At 59.2% G+C, this 17,426-nt stretch carries 15 protein-coding genes; 5 read left to right on the top strand and 10 right to left on the bottom strand.

Going from position 1 to position 17,426, the window contains the following annotated elements; all coding sequences use genetic code 11:
• Positions 1 to 3: 3 nt before the first annotated feature.
• Complete coding sequence (locus ACR0IM_RS06225; RefSeq protein ID WP_480592997.1) at positions 4 to 630, bottom strand: J domain-containing protein; 627 nt, start codon at positions 628 to 630, stop codon at positions 4 to 6.
• Positions 631 to 737: 107 nt separating this feature from the next.
• On the opposite strand from ACR0IM_RS06225, the gene ACR0IM_RS06220 reads away from it, so the two are divergent.
• The gene (locus ACR0IM_RS06220) at positions 738 to 992 is read left to right on the top strand and encodes a BolA family protein (protein ID WP_480592999.1); all 255 of its coding nucleotides are present in this window, start codon (positions 738 to 740) and stop codon (positions 990 to 992) included.
• 17 nt (positions 993 to 1,009) lie between these two features.
• Here ACR0IM_RS06220 and ACR0IM_RS06215 read toward each other — a convergent pair whose 3' ends face one another.
• From ACR0IM_RS06215 to pepN, 6 genes are all read right to left on the bottom strand, one after another.
• The gene (locus ACR0IM_RS06215; protein WP_480681186.1) at positions 1,010 to 2,314 is read right to left on the bottom strand and encodes a hypothetical protein; all 1,305 of its coding nucleotides are present in this window, start codon (positions 2,312 to 2,314) and stop codon (positions 1,010 to 1,012) included.
• An 89-nt stretch (positions 2,315 to 2,403) separates the two neighbouring features.
• Positions 2,404 to 2,811, bottom strand: coding sequence for a DUF4177 domain-containing protein (locus ACR0IM_RS06210; RefSeq protein WP_480640883.1), 408 nt, complete (start codon positions 2,809 to 2,811; stop codon positions 2,404 to 2,406).
• A gap of 142 nt (positions 2,812 to 2,953) precedes the next feature.
• A complete protein-coding gene (gene gatB, locus ACR0IM_RS06205) occupies positions 2,954 to 4,465 on the bottom strand; it encodes an Asp-tRNA(Asn)/Glu-tRNA(Gln) amidotransferase subunit GatB (RefSeq protein WP_480681185.1) in 1,512 nt (503 codons plus the stop codon).
• Positions 4,466 to 4,535: 70 nt separating this feature from the next.
• Positions 4,536 to 5,795, bottom strand: a complete 1,260-nt coding sequence (locus tag ACR0IM_RS06200) for a hypothetical protein (protein ID WP_480681184.1) — start codon at positions 5,793 to 5,795, stop codon at positions 4,536 to 4,538.
• Positions 5,796 to 5,926: 131 nt separating this feature from the next.
• Positions 5,927 to 6,355, bottom strand: coding sequence for a hypothetical protein (locus ACR0IM_RS06195; RefSeq protein ID WP_480681183.1), 429 nt, complete (start codon positions 6,353 to 6,355; stop codon positions 5,927 to 5,929).
• Positions 6,352 to 8,904, bottom strand: coding sequence for an aminopeptidase N (pepN, locus tag ACR0IM_RS06190; protein WP_480681182.1), 2,553 nt, complete (start codon positions 8,902 to 8,904; stop codon positions 6,352 to 6,354). The genes ACR0IM_RS06195 and pepN overlap by 4 nt, the downstream gene beginning before the upstream one ends.
• Positions 8,905 to 9,124: 220 nt before the next feature.
• Between pepN and ACR0IM_RS06185 the strand changes: the two genes are divergently transcribed.
• From ACR0IM_RS06185 to ACR0IM_RS06175, 3 genes are all read left to right on the top strand, one after another.
• Complete coding sequence (locus tag ACR0IM_RS06185; protein ID WP_480681181.1) at positions 9,125 to 11,296, top strand: malate synthase G; 2,172 nt, start codon at positions 9,125 to 9,127, stop codon at positions 11,294 to 11,296.
• 22 nt (positions 11,297 to 11,318) lie between these two features.
• Positions 11,319 to 11,744, top strand: a complete 426-nt coding sequence (locus tag ACR0IM_RS06180) for a GlcG/HbpS family heme-binding protein (RefSeq protein ID WP_480640875.1) — start codon at positions 11,319 to 11,321, stop codon at positions 11,742 to 11,744.
• 220 nt (positions 11,745 to 11,964) lie between these two features.
• Positions 11,965 to 12,744, top strand: a complete 780-nt coding sequence (locus ACR0IM_RS06175) for a gamma-glutamyl-gamma-aminobutyrate hydrolase family protein (RefSeq protein ID WP_480681180.1) — start codon at positions 11,965 to 11,967, stop codon at positions 12,742 to 12,744.
• Positions 12,745 to 12,790: 46 nt separating this feature from the next.
• Here ACR0IM_RS06175 and ACR0IM_RS06170 read toward each other — a convergent pair whose 3' ends face one another.
• Both ACR0IM_RS06170 and ACR0IM_RS06165 read right to left on the bottom strand, forming a co-directional pair.
• On the bottom strand, positions 12,791 to 15,031 hold the full coding sequence (locus tag ACR0IM_RS06170; protein ID WP_480681178.1) for a xanthine dehydrogenase family protein molybdopterin-binding subunit: 2,241 nt from the start codon (positions 15,029 to 15,031) through the stop codon (positions 12,791 to 12,793).
• A gap of 3 nt (positions 15,032 to 15,034) precedes the next feature.
• Positions 15,035 to 15,499 (bottom strand): (2Fe-2S)-binding protein, encoded by a 465-nt coding sequence (locus tag ACR0IM_RS06165; RefSeq protein WP_480640871.1) that lies wholly within the window; start codon positions 15,497 to 15,499, stop codon positions 15,035 to 15,037.
• Positions 15,500 to 15,598: 99 nt separating this feature from the next.
• Here ACR0IM_RS06165 and ACR0IM_RS06160 point away from each other — a divergent pair, with 99 nt between their 5' ends.
• Positions 15,599 to 16,177 carry a TetR/AcrR family transcriptional regulator gene (locus ACR0IM_RS06160; RefSeq protein WP_480681177.1) on the top strand — a complete coding sequence of 193 codons (579 nt, stop codon included), beginning with the start codon at positions 15,599 to 15,601 and terminating at the stop codon, positions 16,175 to 16,177.
• Here the strand turns inward: ACR0IM_RS06160 and kynU are convergent.
• The gene (kynU, locus tag ACR0IM_RS06155; RefSeq protein WP_480681176.1) at positions 16,170 to 17,363 is read right to left on the bottom strand and encodes a kynureninase; all 1,194 of its coding nucleotides are present in this window, start codon (positions 17,361 to 17,363) and stop codon (positions 16,170 to 16,172) included. The two genes, ACR0IM_RS06160 and kynU, sit on opposite strands and share 8 nt — an antisense overlap.
• Between the last annotated feature and the right edge of the window lie 63 nt (positions 17,364 to 17,426).

Here is a 17,426-nt window from a genome sequence, read left to right as displayed (position 1 = left end):
CAATTACTTGAAGTTCCGGCTGTCCTTGATCTGATCCCAGGCCCAGACGACCTCCTGCAGCTGTTCTTCCTGCGACCGGTCACCGCCGTTCATGTCAGGGTGCAGCACCTTGATCAGCTTCTTGTAAGCCTTGCGCACCTCGGCCTTGGTCCAGCTGTCCTTGGCCTCAAGGATCTCGATCGCGCGGCGCTCGGTTGGGGGCAGGCGACGGCCACCACCGCCCGCGGTACGGCCAGGATTCTTGGTGGCGTTTGCACCTAGTACCTGATGCGGGTCCTCGATGCCCAGACGTGCCCAGGCGCGCGCCTCGGGATCGCCCATGGGCTTGGTCTCACGCTCCCACACCTTGTCCTTGGATCGCTGCGCGTTCAGCTCGGCTTCGGTGGTGCCGTCGAAGAAATTCCATTTCTGGTTATACTCGCGCACGTGCTGCTGGCAGAACCAATAGAAATCATCCAGGACATCCGGCGCTTTGGGCGCGCGAAACTTGCCCGCCTCATTACAGTCGGGATGGTCGCAGATGCGCACCGAGGTCTCAGACGCGCCCGACATCCCCCGACGCCCGCGCGGGTTCTTTTTCTTGGCGCTGGAAACGGACATATCGAATCCGAAAGGGTCTGATTTCGTCATGCTGTGATCCTTAAGAACGCATCTTCTCGACTCGGAGGCAGCAGTTTAATCTAAGCAGCCGAAAGTAGAAGAGGGGGGCGGTAAAATTTTTACCGCTGAGCGAAAAAATGACTGTGACTGACGAAATCCGAACTCGCCTGCAGGCGGCCTTTGATCCGCATGAGCTTGAAGTCATCGACGACAGCGAAAGCCACCGCGGTCACGCGGGTTATCAGGATGGTGGTGAAAGCCATTTCAACGTCCGTATCCGCTCCAGCGCTTTCGAGGGACAATCGCGTGTCGTTAGCCATCGCGCAGTCCACAAGGCGCTGGGCGATATCGTGCCGCGCATCCATGCGCTGGCGCTGGATATCGGGGTCTGAACGGCCAATTGGCCTAGCTACCTGCAGGCTTGCCCGGGATCAAATCCAGGGTCGGGTTCAAAGGCGGTCAGCAATGCTATGGTTCTTAGGGTGAACATCTTTGCCGCAAATCGGGAAAGATATGCGGCACCGGCGTTTCTCGCACGCAAATGTGTCCGTATCGCCACGTGGTGGTTGATCCAGCGGAGGGATGTAATTTGGCACCCCTCTGCTTTCCCGCAGGCCTCGGTCCAGTCGTCTGAAAGAAAATCCTGAATGGTATTGGTTTTCTTGAACGGCGGGCATGGGAAGGTTTTGGTGATCCTGCAATCGCTGTTCACGTTTTTTTGTCGTTCGAACTCTGGCTGTGGTTCAAAATAGAACACCAGCTCATTCACGCCTTCGACGATCTGCGCATCTGAAGTGCTTTGCCAATCGGCTTCTGGTGTTTTTGACCACGAGCGTACGTCGATTACCGAAATGCTTTTCGCGTCGCGCTGCCGTATATCTACCTTCTCGCCGAAAAGGCGAAAGTTCCGCGTCGCGACGTCGAGGTTCTCCGCAGCCCAGATGTCTGCTTTCTGCTCGGTTGTTGCAACAACGCTTGCATGAGCCGCCGAGGCATTCTGCATAGCGATACCGGGATGGCCCTTCGCTTTTTCTAGGCTTCGCAAGATGTACTCTATGTGTTGCACGTTCCCGATCCGGGTCCGCATCTCTCCGAGATAAAGCGCCCCGGCCAGATCATCCGCGACTTCCGGGATTTGAAACGAGGCTGGCGTCCAGACGAGGTTGGCGGTCAATCCCCACCTGTTTTGCAAAGGAAGTGTATTTGCCAACAAATCGTCTATCGAAACGGTCTCTTCCGAATCTGTCTTTGTAGACACAGAGTTTTCGGGTTCGGGATGAATCGTTATGTCGATGCCCGCAGCCTCAAGTTCCTCTAGTGTTTCTGCAAACCTCTGCGCAAAGTCCGCGGTTGCTGTTCGCGCAGCACTTATGAACTCCGGGTTTGAAATGCTGTATATCGCGCCCAGAATCATCAATCCGGATCGGGCAGCATCGCGCTGTTCTTTGTCAGGTAATTGAAAATTCAGTGTCGTAGTCAGACTGGATTGACCGTTGAGGCAGGTCCAGGAGTACTCGGGCAATGTAAGCCAGTCAGGGTTTGCATTGACAAATTCTTCGTCGCTGCATTCAACCTGATCGGGTCTGTTGATAATGCGGTGCAACCATTGCCAGACCGTCGCGCGGTTTTCCTGCAGTTTGGTTGTGCTTTCAGACCATTCAGCTTCAAGGCATTGCAAGTCTGTGACGGGGTTGGCGACGGCTGCGTGCGCCATCAAGGTGAACGTCAACAGTGACGTTGAAAAGAAATGGTCAGATCTCACGATAACTAATAAATTCTTGTAAAATGAGGTTTGAGAAACGGCTAGGGCGTGTTTTCGTCTTTGGGCGGTTCTGTCACCTTTTCAGTCCCTTTCAAAGAGAGAGGAGGCTCTTTTACTTCTTCCGAAATGGGGGCCGGGGCCTGAACTGTCTCGGGGCCGGGAATGGGCTTTGCCTGTGCGATGCTCTCATCCATCCGCGCCGAAACATGATCAGTTTCGATCTCACGCCGGAACACCAAAACATTACGCCAGTTCACTGTCGAACTTGTCAGGCCCGCGCGTTCCTCACTGGGCAGCAACTCGGCGCGCTGATACTCCCAACCATCTTGGCCCATCTGGTTCAACACTTGTTCAACTGAAGCGGCAAACCGGCCCTCTGCGGTTTTCTGGCCCTTGGCCTTGATGCCTTTTTGAGGGGCGGGGACAACTTTGTATTCGTAGCGCTGCATCGGATCTTCCTGGTGGTCGGTTCCCGGCAATCTAACATGCTGGAGATTTTGGGAAAGTCATCTTCACGCGGAAACAGGCGGAAAAGAAAAACGGCGGGGTTTTGAGCAAACCCCGCCGTCGGTATTTCGTACCCTAATCGGTTTACGAACCCAGCTTTTGGCTGACCAGTTCGTTGACCGCCTTTGGGTTGGCCTTGCCGCCGGTGGCTTTCATCACCTGACCGACGAACCAGCCGGCCAGTTTCGGGTTTACTTTGGCCTTTTCGACCTGCGCAGGGTTGGCGGCGATAATCTCATCCAATGCAGCCTCGATTGCGCCGGTGTCGGTCACCTGCTTCATACCGCGCTCTTCGACGATCTGCGCGGGGTCACCGCCTTCGGTATAAACAATCTCGAACAGGTCCTTGGCGATCTTGCCCGAGATGGCATCCGAGGAAATCAGGTCGATGATCCCGCCCAACTGTGACGGAGACACGGGCGAGTCGGTGATGTCGTGGTCTTCTTTTTTCAGACGACCAAACAGTTCGTTGATCACCCAGTTTGCAGCCAGCTTGCCGCTGCGGCCCTTGGCAACTTCTTCGAAATAAGCAGCCGATTCCACTTCGGCGGTTAAAACCGATGCGTCATAGTCGGTCAGCCCGAATTCACTGATAAACCGTGCCTTTTTGTCGTCGGGAAGTTCCGGGAGCTTGGCGGCAATGTCGTCGACCCATGCCTGTTCAATCTCCAGCGGCAGCAGGTCGGGGTCGGGGAAATAGCGATAGTCGTGCGCCTCTTCCTTCGACCGCATTGAGCGGGTTTCACCCTTGTCCGGGTCGTACAGGCGGGTTTCCTGATCGACCTTGCCTCCGGCTTCGACAATGGCAATCTGGCGGCGGGCTTCAACCTCGATCGCCTGTTGGATGAAGCGCATGGAGTTCATGTTCTTGATCTCGCAGCGGGTGCCCAGATGCGAAAAGTCCTGCGTTTCCTGGTACTTTTCGTACGCGCCCGGCAAACAGATCGAGACATTCACGTCCGCCCGCAGGTTGCCGTTTTGCATGTTGCCGTCGCAGGTGCCCAGATAGCGCAGAATCTGACGCAGTTTGACAATATATGCAGCCGCTTCTTCGGGGCCGCGAATATCCGGGCGCGAGACGATCTCCATCAGGCAGACACCCGTCCGGTTCAGGTCGACAAAGGACATATGCGGGTCCATGTCGTGGATCGATTTACCTGCGTCCTGCTCCATGTGGATGCGCTCGATCCGCACCATACGTGCAGTGCCATCCCCCATCTCAACCAGCACTTCACCTTCGCCCACGATGGGGTGGTAGAGCTGCGAGATCTGATAGCCCTGCGGCAGGTCAGGGTAGAAATAGTTCTTGCGGTCAAAGGCAGATTTCAGGTTGATATCCGCTTTTAAACCCAGGCCGGTTCGAACAGCCTGTTCAACGCAGAACTCGTTGATAACCGGCAGCATGCCCGGCATCGCGGCGTCCACAAAGGCCACGTTCGAGTTCGGCTCGGCTCCGAATTGAGTCGATGCGCCCGAGAACAGTTTGGCATTGGATGAGACCTGAGCGTGCACCTCCATCCCGATCACCAGTTCCCAATCGTGCTTGGCCCCGGCAATGGTTTTGGGTTTGGGCATTTCGTATGTCAGGTCGAGCATGGCGCGCCTCATTTCCGCAGAAGTCTAAGCCTGCGTATTAGGCCCGGTGCGGTCCAGGGGCAAGGGGGAATCAGTTCTCAGACAGGCGCAGGCCCGATGGTGTGAACGTCACATCCATGCCGCTTCGCAACTCGTCGCGGAACAGATCGCCGATGGCGCGCAAGGCTTGGCGTTGACCGCGTGCCGCAAACCGTTCGGCCGAGTTGATGCGAACTGAATTGTTGAAACCGCTCGCAGCATGCGCCCAGATCAGCGGGTGCAATTCAGTCATGTGGTCGCGGATCAGCCAGTTTGCGGCGTCGTGAATTTGCGAACGCACCAGATCGGCCTGTTCGTTCAGGCCCAACCCGTTCTGAATCGTGGTGGCGCAATAGGCCGACAGCATGTTGACTGTCTGCTGATCCGGACGGCGGTGCAGAATGTCATTCAAACCTTCCAGAAAGTACTCGACATCCAGGCGTGCGCAGGCCTCTTCATCCAAGGCGATGGCGTCAAACTGGACCCAGGTATAACCGCCGGCCCCCCAGACGTCGCGGGTGCGGGCCGCATTACGAAGTGCCTGAACCTCAAGCTCTTCGTAGCTGCCGAACCAGCGCGGCAGAAGATGGGTTCCCATTGCCCGCATATGACGCTGGTTATTCGGATCCAGCGTGATCAGACGTTCGTATTCTTCCGCCACACGAAGGTCGGTTTTCCGCTGACCGGCCAGCAGGGCACAACCGGCTGCGGCAACCACTGGGCTGTCCGGCGCGGCCGCGCGGCATTTCGGCAATAGCGCTGCGGCCCGGTCGAAATGCGCCGCACAGCGCGACCGGTGCAGCGGAGGCAATGAAGCATCCGTTGCAGTCCCGCGCCACGCCCAAGCCAGGTCAATATGCGTCAGCGCGACCACAAGTGCGATCATCGGATCTTCGGGATGCGCACGCATTTCGTCTTCCAGCTCGGAGATGCCGCCAAGAAGGTCATATTCGGACAGAGCGGCGCCGTCAGACAGGGCGTGTTCCACCGCCAGAACAACGTCGGAGCGGGCGCCAAAGGCCAGCAAATCCGCAATGGGCATCCCGTCGGGTGCGGTTTTGCGGGTTTCGTCTGCAGCGCGTATTTGTCGGGACAACTCGGCCCAGCGGTCCTGTCTGGCCAGCTTGCGCCCAAGTCTAATGGTTTCATGGCCTATCAGGTCCCCAGCACAGGTCCGTGCCAGCGGAATGTTCAATTGCCCTTTGTCCGGCAGACCAGCTGCCACGGCGCAATCCGCTGCGCGCATGTCCTGCGTGAACTGACGGGAAGGTAAAGAAGAACGGGCCTTACGTGCCCTTAGAAACCGAAACATGGCAAAACTCGAAACCGAAACAAACAGGTAAGCTGACTAGGGATTTTGACTGAAATTCACCTCAAATTCAAGCTTTTTGCAGGATGTGAGGGGCAGTGCCGGTGGAATGGTCTCCTTTGGGGCACATTGTTTCAGAAAACGTTGAAATGATGCCGCTCAACCCGGAAACCGGCCTTTTGCAGGGCGGTTTCAAGCTCTTTGTGGGGTGGTGTGGATTCGTCTGGCAGCCGAATTCGCTTGCCCGACGCCAGAACCAGCGAGACGCGCACCGAAAAGTCCCAGCGGGTATCGAAGCGAATGTAGTCGATATCGGCCAAAGGTACCTCGGCTTCGCGATTGCCCGAGAACCACCCTATCCGATCGCTATCCAGCGTCATGCCCGCACGTGTTCCATGCACGATGTCCCACAGGGCGGGCAGAGTAGACAGGGCCAGTAGTCCGACCAGCCACCACGCTGCATCGAAAAGGATCCGCAGAACCGCAAGCGCCGCGTAGACACAGGTCAGGATTAGGACCGTGCGCGGTGTCCGGTTGTGGCGCGTGAAGGTGAACGGGGTCATGCGCCGCGGATTCGCGTCACCATTTCCGTGGTATCCCGCGACAGGTCCGGCGTGTCGCCGATGCGGGTCAGCTGAGTTCGGATCAGGGCCTGACGGTCAGTGTCATAGCGTTTCCAAGTCTGGAAAGCCGTACACATCCGCGCCGTTGTCTGCGGGTTTACCGGATCCAGCCGGATCAGCCAGTCCGCCAGCAAGGCATACCCGGCCCCGTCCGCATGATGGAAACCGGCGTGGTTCATGGCCAGCGCCCCCATGACCGCGCGGAAGCGGTTGGGGTTCTTCCAGTTGAAATCTGCGTGCTCGGTCAGTGCCTGGGCGATGCCCGCTGCGGCCTCGGGGTCGGCCGTGGTCACCTGAAGGCCGAACCACTTGTCCATCACCAGCCGATCATGCTGCCACTGATCATAGAATGCAGCCAATTCCTGCTGCCCTGTCCCCGCGCGCAACAGGCACGAGAGGGCGGTCAACTGGTGGGTCATGTTGTTGGCGGACGCGTACTCATCGATGGCCTTGGCGCCACCATCCAGCCGCGATGTCAGATACAACACCGCGCCGGCAAGCGCGCGTTTGCCCGCCTGCTCGGCATTGGGCAGGAATGGCGCGTCGACCACGGTCTCACTGTGCAGCCGTGGCAACAGGTCCTGCACATGTTGCGCTGTCGCCTGCCGCAGCGTTTCCACTGCCCTCCAGATCGCCATCGGATCGGGGGTCTCTCCGGCTTCGAACAGCGCGGCGGCCAGTTCGGATTGCGTCGGCAGGCCCAGCATCAGCGAGCGATAGGCCGGGTCCAGATCGCCGTCGCGCAGTACGGCCAGTATGCCGTCCAGATAGTCGGTCCCGGGTACGTTATCGTCGCGGATCATGCGCAGCAGCGTGTCCTCTGCCAGCGACCGTCCGGCCTGCCAGCGGTTGAACGGGTCGGTGTCGTGGGCGAGCAGAAAGGCGCGCTCGGCATCCGTGTGGTCGTGCTCCAGAATGACCGGCGCCGAAAAACCGCGAAGGATCGAGGCTACCGGCTTGGCGGCCAACCCGGGGAACTGAAAGCTCTGTTCGGACTCGGTCAGTTCCAGAATTTCGGTCGCGCGGACCTCATCCCCGTTGGGGCCTAGCAGGCCAACAGCAACCGGGATCACCTGAGGCAGTTTTTCGGCCTGGCCGGGGGTCGGCTCGGTGCGCTGTGACAGGGTCAGGGTGTAGGTGCCGTCCGCGTACTCCTCGGCCACGGCCACGCGCGGCGTACCGGATTGGCTATACCAGCGTTTGAACTGGGACAGATCGCGGCCCGTCGTATCCTCGAACACCTTGATCCAGTCTTCGATGGTGCAGGCCTGCCCGTCATGACGGTCGAAGTATAGGTCCAGCGCCTGCGCGTAGGCCTCATCCCCCACCAGCCGTTTCAGCATCCCGATCACTTCGGCGCCTTTTTCATAAACGGTGGCAGTGTAGAAGTTGTTGATTTCCTGAAAGCTTTCGGGGCGTACTGGGTGCGAAAGCGGTCCGTTATCCTCGGGGAATTGCCGGGCTCGCAGGTCGATGGCGTCTTGGATGCGTTTCACCGGGGCCGAGCGCATGTCAGAGGTGAACTGCGCGTCGCGGAACACCGTCAGGCCCTCTTTCAGGCACAGCTGGAACCAGTCGCGGCAGGTTATGCGGTTGCCGGTCCAGTTGTGGAAATACTCATGCGCGATGATCGCCTCAATCCGTTCGAAATTGGCATCGGTTGACGTTTCGGGGCTGGCCAGAACAGCGGACGAGTTGAATATGTTCAACCCCTTGTTTTCCATCGCGCCCATGTTGAAGTCATCCACAGCCACGATGTTGAACACGTCCAGATCGTATTCGCGGCCGTAGACGTCCTCATCCCATTTCATCGACTTCTTCAGCGCCTCCATGCCGAAGGCGCATTTGCCCTCGTCGCCCGGGCGCACCCACAGGTTCAATTCCACGTCGCGGCCCGACATGGTGGTGAACTGGTCGGGATGAGCGGTGAGGTCTCCGGCAACCAGCGCAAACAGGTAGGCGGGTTTGGGCCACGGATCCGTCCATTCGGCCCAGCCTTCGCCCTGGCCCGTGGGGTTGCCGTTGGACAGCAGCACCGGCAGGTCGCCGTTTATGCGCACAGTGAAGGTGGACATCACATCGGGACGGTCGGGGTAATAGGTGATCTTGCGGAAGCCCTCAGCCTCACATTGAGTGCAGTACATGCCGTTCGACATATACAACCCCTCAAGCGCGGTATTGTTGCCAGGGTCGATCTCGACGACAGCCTCCCAGATGAAGGGCGCATCGGGGACATCAGCGGTCAGGCCCTTGTCTGTCACCTCGGGGGTGATCTCGACCCCATCGATGACAGCCCGGATCAGGGCCAAGTCTTCACCATGCAGAAAGAAAGCCCGGTCCGTCGCATCGGGGTTCGGCGTAAATGCGATGCGAGAAGTCACTCGGGTTGCGTGATCGGCCAGATCAAAGGTCAGATGTACACTGTCCACCAGAAACCCAAAGGGCGTGTAATCTTTCAGGTAGATCGTGGTAGGGGCGGCGTCACGCATCGGGGGCCTCGCATCGGTTCGTGTCTGGCGCGACGTTATGGGCTGCGACGACGGGCTGCAAGCGGTGTGAAGCGGCTTGTTCAACGGTCCATCAAATACGTGATGGTTTACACGTGACCCAACGGATCACCTCCGCAACGGGTCAAGACGTGTTGCCTATCGGAAACATCCGACCTAATTGAGGCGCGTATACAGTGGCGTACAAACGAGGATTAGAGGCATGAGCAGCAGGCAAACATGGAGTGGACTTAAGGTCGATACGGTTTTGGCCGAGTTCATAGAGGGGCAGGTGTTGCCGGGAACGGGCGTTTCGTCCGAAGCTTTTTGGAACGGTCTTGCGCAGATGGTCGCCGAATTGGGCCCAAAGAACCGTGCGCTGCTGGCAAAACGGGAAAAGATGCAGGGACAGATCGATGCCTGGCATCTGGACCGCAAAGGGCAGACGCATGACGCCATCGCCTACCGGGACTTTCTGCGCGAGATTGGCTATCTGGTCGAGGAAGGCGATGCCTTCCAGATCGAAACCGCTGATGTTGATCCAGAGATTGCCCTGACCCCCGGTCCGCAACTGGTCGTGCCGATCACCAACGCCCGTTTCGCCCTGAACGCGGCCAACGCGCGCTGGGGCAGCCTGTATGATGCGCTTTACGGTACTGACGCGATGGGCGATTTACCAGCGGGCGGAGGCTATGACGCAGAGCGCGGTGCACGCGTGATTGCCTGGGCAAAGTATCATCTGGGCTTCTTTTGCACGCCAGCAATCGATGATTGGACAAGTGTCGTTGGCATTGCTGTTGAAGACGGAAACCTCGTTGCAACACTGGACGACGGTGAAAGAGCGTACATGTATGGATCGCAAATGCACGGAACGGGCCGCTTTGTGGGTTACAAAGGTGACCCGGCTTCACCAACTTCTGTCTTCTTAGAAAAGAATGGCCTTCATGCTGAAATTGTGATCGACAGATCGACACCCATCGGTGCGACCGACCCGGCGGGAATCGCGGATGTCAGACTGGAGTCGGCCCTGTCCACAATTATGGATTGCGAGGATTCGGTTGCCTGTGTCGATGCCGAAGACAAGGTGGTGGCCTATAGCAACTGGCTGGGCCTGATGAAAGGCGACCTGACCGAAGAGGTCACCAAGGGCGGCAACACCTTCACCAGAAAACTGGCAGGCGACGTGGACTACATCACCGCCAGCGGCAATCAAGCCACGCTGAAAGGCCGTTCGTTGATGCTGGTGCGCAATGTCGGCCACCTGATGACTAACCCCGCCGTTCTGGACGCCGATGGCAATGAGATCGGTGAGGGCCTGATGGATGCGCTCTGCACCACTCTGATCGCCATGCACGATTTGGCTCGCGAAGGCGGAAACTCGGTCACCGGGTCGGTCTACGTGGTAAAGCCCAAGATGCACGGGCCGGAAGAAGTGGCGTTCTCGGTCGAGATATTCGACATGGTCGAAGACATCCTCGGCCTGCCGCGCAACACCGTTAAGCTGGGCATCATGGATGAGGAACGCCGCACCTCGGCCAACCTCAAGGAATGTATCCGCGCCGCAAAATCGCGCGTGGCCTTCATCAATACCGGTTTCCTGGATCGGACGGGGGATGAGATTCATACCTCGATGGAAGCAGGCCCGATGTTGCCCAAGGGTGACATCAAGAACACGCCGTGGATTGCGTCTTATGAGGATCGCAACGTCGATATCGGTCTGGCCTGCGGTCTGAAGGGCAAGGCGCAGATCGGCAAAGGGATGTGGGCGATGCCCGACCGGATGGGCGACATGCTGGACGCCAAGATCGGCCACCCGCAATCGGGCGCCACCTGCGCTTGGGTGCCTTCACCGACCGCCGCGACCCTGCACGCGACGCATTACCACAAGATCGATGTTCTGGCCCGTCAGGGCGAATTGGCTGCTGACGGCGCGCGGGGTTCGCTTGATGACCTGCTGACCATACCGTTGCTGGGCGGTCGCAACCTTGGTGATGACGAGATCACAAGGGAAATCGAAAACAACGCGCAGGGTATTCTGGGCTATGTGGTGCGCTGGGTCGATCAGGGCGTGGGGTGCTCGAAAGTGCCGGACATCAACGATATCGGTTTGATGGAGGATCGCGCGACCTGCCGGATTTCCAGCCAGGCGCTGGCCAACTGGCTGCATCACGACATTGTCTCGGAGAAACAAGTGATGGCGGCGATGCGCAAGATGGCCACCGTGGTGGATCGTCAGAATGAAAACGACCCGTCGTATTCACCGATGGCACCGGGCTTCGACGGTATCGCCTTTCAGGCAGCGTGCGATCTGGTATTCAAGGGGTGCATCCAGCCCTCGGGTTATACCGAGCCGGTCCTGCACGCGCGTCGTCTTGAACTGAAAGCCTGCCTTTAATCCCACACAGAGAGGACAGAACATGGCAATTACTTTGCGCAAAGCCCGCACGATCATTCGCAAAACACTGGAAAAAGGCCGCGAGATGGAGCTGAAGCCTCTGTCCGTCGTCGTTCTGGACGCAGGTGGTCACGTGATTTCTTTTGAGCGTGAGGACGGCGCGGCCCCCGGTCGTTTTGCGATTGCGCATGGTAAAGCCTATGGCTCGGTAATGCTGGGCATGGCAGGTACCGCGCAGATGCAGCGGGCCGAGGCACAAGCCTATTTTATGGCCGCTGTGAACGGCGTCTATGGAGGGCAGGTCGTTCCAGTTCCGGGTGGCATACTTCTGCGGGACCGCAAAGGAGAGATTGTCGGTGCGGTGGGCGTGACTGGTGATACCTCGGACAATGATGCGACCGCGGGACTGACCGGAATTGAGGCAGCGGGTTTGCTCGGAGAAATCTGACTTCCAACGGTCTTTACTGCTGACAAATCGGGTTTTCCGGGAAGTTGCCCCGGAGGCGCGTCAAAATTCACAATATCGTTCTGAAAAATTCGCAAAAAACGGAACGATTTGTGCGTGATTGAACACGTCCTTGCGCTGTTTTGCAGGGCGTGTTCTGTTGCACGTTTTCATTGCTGCGGATAGCTTCCCTGTTAATCAATCAAGCAGCAAGGAATGCGGAATGTCTCGACCAATCGTCGGTATCATCGGCAACTCTTACCTCATGAACGATGAATATCCGACGCACGCGGGTGGAACGATGAATTCCGACGCCGTGGCCAATGTATCGCACTGCCTGCCGCTGCTGATCCCCTCCGATCCTCGCTATGTCACGGTCGAGGAATTGCTGGAGGTTTGTGACGGCTTTCTGCTGACCGGCGGGCGCCCGAACGTCCACCCCGAGGAATATGGTGAGGACGCCACCGAAGCACATGGTGAGTTCGATCGGGCGCGGGATGCGATCACCCTGCCTCTGGTCCGGGCCTGCGTGGAACGCGGCCAGCCGTTCATGGGCATTTGCCGAGGATTCCAAGAGGTCAACGTGGCGATGGGCGGGACGCTTTATCCAGAAATTCGCGATCTGCCGGGCCGGATGAACCACCGGATGCCGCCGGACGGGACGCTTGAGGAAAAGTTCGCCCTGCGCCATGTGGTGTCCTTGAACGACGGTGGCGTGTTTCACCAACTGTTCGGCGCGCCCGAGGTCATGACCAATACGCTGCACGGTCAGGGCATCAAAAGAGTCGGACAGCGCGTGGTGATCGACGGACATGCGCCTGACGGTACTCCCGAGGCGATCTATATCAAGGATGCGCCCGGATTTACCCTGTCGGTGCAATGGCACCCCGAGTGGGATGCGATCAACGATCCTGTCTCCCGCCCCCTGTTCGAGGCGTTCGGTGCAGCCGTGCGTGCCTGGGCGACGGGATCGGACGCCGGCCTGATACAGCAAATGGCGTGAATTTTGCGCCGGTCCGAAAGAGAGGGGCCGGACCGGCGCGGCGCGATCAGACCAGCAGGTTGAACTGATTGATCAGCGGTAAGGTGCGGGCGCGTTTTCCGGTCAGGTCGAACAGCGCATTTCCGAGTGCGGGCATCGAGGGAGGCGTGCCGGGCTCACCTGCGCCACCCATATGGCGGTTGGTTTCCAGCACGCGCACTTCGACCTGCGGCGCGGTGTGCATCCGCAGCGCGTCATAGTCGGGGAAGTTGAATTGCTCGACCTCGCCTTCGGCAAAGGTGATCTCGCCGTAGCAGGCCGCGGACAGGCCATACATCATGCCGCCGAACATCTGCGCCTTAACGTTTTCGGGGTCCAGAGCCAGCCCCATGTCGCAGGCGATCCACGCTTTGTTGATGCGGATGGTGCCATCTTCGTCGAGCACTTCGATCACCTGAGCGACCGGAGTGCCGAAGCTGTAGGTAAAGGCAACTCCGCGCCCAACGCCATCCGGTGTTTGGCCCGTCCAGCCTGACATTTCTTTCACTGCTTCCAGGCAACCCGCCGAAGGCGCGTGCTCGGATTTCATCAGTTCCAGCCGGAATTCCAGCGGATCCTGACCGGCGGCATGGGCCATCTCATCCATGAAAGTTTCGTGGAAAAATCCATTGTGGCTGTTGCCGACCGAGCGCCAGAATCCGACGGGGACGTCCAGCTTGGCGATGTGGCCGCTCATCCGGTAATTCGGCACCGCGTAGGGCTGGTTGAAAAAGCCCTCGACCAACACCTTATCCGGTCCTGCGCCGGGCATACCGGTGTAACGCGTCACCGCCTGTTGCGTGCAGGACTGCGCCGCGACCTTGCCATCGATCAGGACCGCCTTGCCGTCCTGCACCGCTCCGCGCATCCGGGCGATGGCGCCGGGGCGGAAATAGTCGTGGCGCATATCTTCTTCGCGGCTCCACGTGGTCTGAACCGGCGTGCCGGGCATAGCCATGGCAACCTTGGTAGCGATATCGCCAAAGTCGAGTTCACCCCGACGACCAAAGCCGCCGCCCAGATAGGTGGTGTGGATCTGCACGGCCTCGGTATCGAGGCCCGCGGTGTTCGCGACACGAAAACGGATCAGGGTCGGGGCCTGATTGCCGCACCACAGTTCCAACGCATCGACGGTATAAAGCGCAGTCGCGTTCATCGGCTCCATCGTGGCGTGAGCCAGATAGGGCAGGCGATACTCTGCTGTGATCTCTGTCGCGCCCTCGGGCGTCACGCTGACATCGCCGTCATCGCGCATGGTCGAGTTCGGGGCATCGTCAAATGCTTCGGCAATCTTGGCAAAGATACCGTCCGTGTCGGGCGGATAGGGGGCGTCACCCCAATCCACGTCGATGGCCTCGACCGCCTGATTGGCCAGCCATGTGTTAGTGGCAATCACCGCGACTCCGTTGCCCAGATCGACAATCTTCTCGACCCCCGGCATGGATTTCGCGGCGCTGTCGTCGAAACCGTTCATCGCTCCGCCCAGCTTGGGGTTCATGCGGACGGCGGCAAATTTCATGCCGGGAAGGCGGACGTCGATGCCGAACTCAGCCGTCCCGGTCACCTTTTCGACCATGTCCAGACGTGGTTGGGCCTGACCCAGATAGCGCCATTCGGACGGGTCACGCAGAGGTGCCTCGATCGGATCAAGCTTGGCAACGTCGACGGCAAGCTCGGTATAAGCGATCTTGTCTCCGTTTGGGGCAATGACGTGACCCGAGGCCGTTTTCAGTTCGCTGCGATCAACGCCCAACCGGTCCGCCGCGGCCTGTTTCAGCGTCTCGCGGGCGGAGGCTCCGGCCTGACGCATCCGCTCGAACCCGTCTTTCATCGAGGTCGAGCCGCCGGTGACCTGCAGGCTCAGCGCTTTGCCAAGCACGCCCAACGCATCGCCCAGATTGTGCTGGAAGTCCGAGATATCATAGCCCTTGTTGGGCAGGCTTTCCCCCATCAGGGCCGAGTTGTAATAGGCCGCTGCCGCAGGGCCGTGCAGGACATTGATCTGGTCCAGATCTACGTCCAACTCTTCGGCGATCAACGCAGCCCATGTGGTTCTGACGCCCTGTCCCATCTCAGCACGAGGGGCAAAAAGGGTCACCCCGTTCTGGTCAATCAGAACAAACGGGCTCAGCGCCGCCTGACCCTGACCGGGTTTCAGCGGATTTGCGGCGGGGCGGCTCACGTAATAGGCGCCAAACGCCACGCCGCCGACAATCGCGGCGGAGCCGATCAGGAAAGTGCGACGCAGGATTTTTCCAACAGAAGCCATCGGTTACGCCTCCTTCAATTTGCCGGCCGCGTCATGGATCGCGGCGCGGATACGGGGGTAGGTGCCACAACGACAGAGATTACCCTGCATCGCCTCGTCAATCTCGGCGTCCGAGGGGGCGGGGTTTTCCGCCAGCAATGCGGCGGCCTGCATGATCTGGCCCGACTGGCAGTAGCCGCACTGAGCCACCTGATGATCGACCCAGGCCTGTTGGAGCGTGGTCATCGCGTCGGGCGATCCCATCCCCTCGATTGTCGTCACATCGCCCCAGACATCCGACAGCGTCACTTGGCAGGACCGAACGGCCTCGCCATCGATATGCACGGTGCAAGCACCGCAGGCGGCCACGCCGCAGCCAAACTTGGTTCCGGTCAGTCCAGCTTCATCCCGCAGCACCCAAAGCAGGGGGACGTCATCGGGCAGGTCAATCTGATGTTGCTTTCCGTTGATTTTAAGAGCGGTCGCCATGGCGCACCTCATCTAGCTGTGGCTGGTTCTGTGACATAATTGGCTTAAAGTGTCAGTATGTCAATTGACAAAATGAACAAAAAATGTCACGAGTTCAGCATGACGGAAATAATTGACGATTCACGGCAAAAGGCGATCCTGAATTCCGCATTTCAGGCCTTTGCCAGTTATGGATTTCGAAAAACCTCGATGGATGACATAGCGCGCGGGGCGGGAATGTCCCGGCCAGCCGTCTATCTGCATTTCAGGAATAAAGAGGCGATCGTCAGCAAGCTGACCGAGATTTACTATGCCGACAAAAGCGCGGCAGTCGCCGGAGCTCTGGCCTCTTCAGGGTCGGTGCCCGACGTTCTGACCCGCGCGATAAAGGCCCAGACCGAGGGGATGGCGGCGATACTGGCCTCACCTCATGGGCTCGAGATGCTGGACAATACCAAGTCCATGGCGACCGAGATCATCTCGGAAGGTGAGGCCAGACTGGCCGGCCTCTATGCCGATTGGTTGACGCAACAAGCGCAAGCCGGGCGGGTGCGCCTGTTGGCCGATGCGGCCGAGACCGGGCGGACGATCACGGCCACGCTCAAGGGGCTCAAGCTGATTGGGGCCGGGGCCGAAGTCTATGAACAGCAGGTGGCGCAGGTCGCCGCATTGATCGGCACGGGGCTTGAGGTCAGGTAACCCGCTGACGCACCTTGAATTCCGGTGCATCCCATAAACGGTTCTGCATGATGTCGGTCAGGATTTCGACCGCGCGCTCCACATCCTGCTCGTCGATATAAAGCGGTGTGAAGCCAAAGCGCATAATGTCCGGGGCCCGGAAATCTCCGATCACGCCGCGGGAGATCAGGGCCTGCATCGCTGCGTACCCGTCATCAAACCGGAAGGAGACCTGACTGCCGCGCTGGTTCGGATCGCGCGGGCTGGCCAGTTCCAACTCGGGACAGGAGGCTTCGACGCGGGCTATGAACAGCTCGGTAAGTTCGATGGATTTGGCGCGCACGTCTGCTATGTCTGCCATGTCCCAGATATCCATCGCAGCCGACAGCGCAGTCATCTGGATGATCGGAGGGGTGCCCACCCGCATCCGCTCGATCCCGCTGCCGGGGCGGTAGTCCAGATCAAAGGCAAAGGGCGCTTCGTGCCCCAGCCAGCCGGACAGGGCGGGGCGCGCACTTTCGGCGAGGCGTGGGGCGACATAGATGAATGCAGGCGCGCCGGGGCCTCCGTTCAGGTATTTGTACGTGCAACCCACCGCGAAATCGGCATTGCAGCTGGACAGGTCCACCGGGATCGCCCCGGCGGAATGGGCCAGATCCCACACGGTCACGATCCCGTTGGCGTGGGCGAGTTCGGTCAACGCCTTCATGTCGTGCATCCGACCGCTGCGGTAATCGACCTCTGTCAGCATCAGGACGGCGACGTCTTCAGTGATGTGGGTGGCCACGTCCTCAGGCGCGACAATCCGCAATTTGAAATCCGGCCCCAGCGACCGCAACAGGCCATCCACCATATAGAGGTCGGACGGGAAGTTGCCGCTGTCCGACAATACAACCTTGCGATCCGGGCATAATTCAAGGGCCGAGGCCACGGCCTGATACACTTTGATCGACAACGTGTCGCCGGTCACCACCGTGCCGGGCGCCGCGCCGATCAGCCGACCAATGCGGTCGCCCAGCCCGGTCGGCAAAGCCATCCACCCGGCCTTGTTCCAGCCAGTTATCAGCATCTGACCCCATTCTCTGCCCATCATGCCGCTCACTCGGTCTATAGCGGTAAGCGGCAGAGGACCCAGTGAGTTGCCGTCAAGGTAAATAACACCCTCAGGCAGATCGAACATGGCTTTGGTCGCGGAGAAATCGGTCATCAGGGGCTCACCAGTTTGTGTTACGGCTCGGTGGTCTTTTTCGGCCTATCCGATCCGCACATG

The organism is Ruegeria sp. BF6 (assembly GCF_056538665.1).
The sequence above is the reverse complement of the archived record's forward strand: the minus strand, read 5'-3'. Positions and strand labels throughout refer to the sequence as shown.